Here is a 305-nt window from a genome sequence, read left to right on the forward strand (position 1 = left end):
CGGACCATCAGGATGCGCCCGATCCTGGGCGTGTTGTAGCGCGCATCGAAGGTATACCAGCGGTCTTCCAGATAAACCTCGAACCAGGCGCAAAAGTCGCCGGGACCTGACGGTGGAACGCCGATATCGCCGAGATAGCCGCTCGCATAGCGGGCCGGAATGTTCATGGCGCGGCAGAGTGCAATCGCCAGGTGCGCAAAGTCCCGGCATACGCCCGTCGCCTCGGACATGGCATGGACGGCGGTTTTCGTGGGCCGCCCGAATTTGTAGCCGAAGGTCAGATGATTGTGGACGAAGTTGCAGAT

General features: G+C 61.0%; 1 protein-coding gene. It reads right to left on the reverse strand.

The annotated features are described in order from the left end of the window. Nucleotides 1-305, reverse strand: a 305-nt coding sequence (locus CK944_RS22740) for a transglutaminase family protein (RefSeq protein ID WP_146038804.1), incomplete at both ends; no start/stop codon positions are given.

The sequence above is a fragment of the Paracoccus sp. SY genome, from assembly GCF_002901215.1.
Taxonomy (GTDB): Bacteria; Pseudomonadota; Alphaproteobacteria; order Rhodobacterales; family Rhodobacteraceae; genus Paracoccus; species Paracoccus acridae.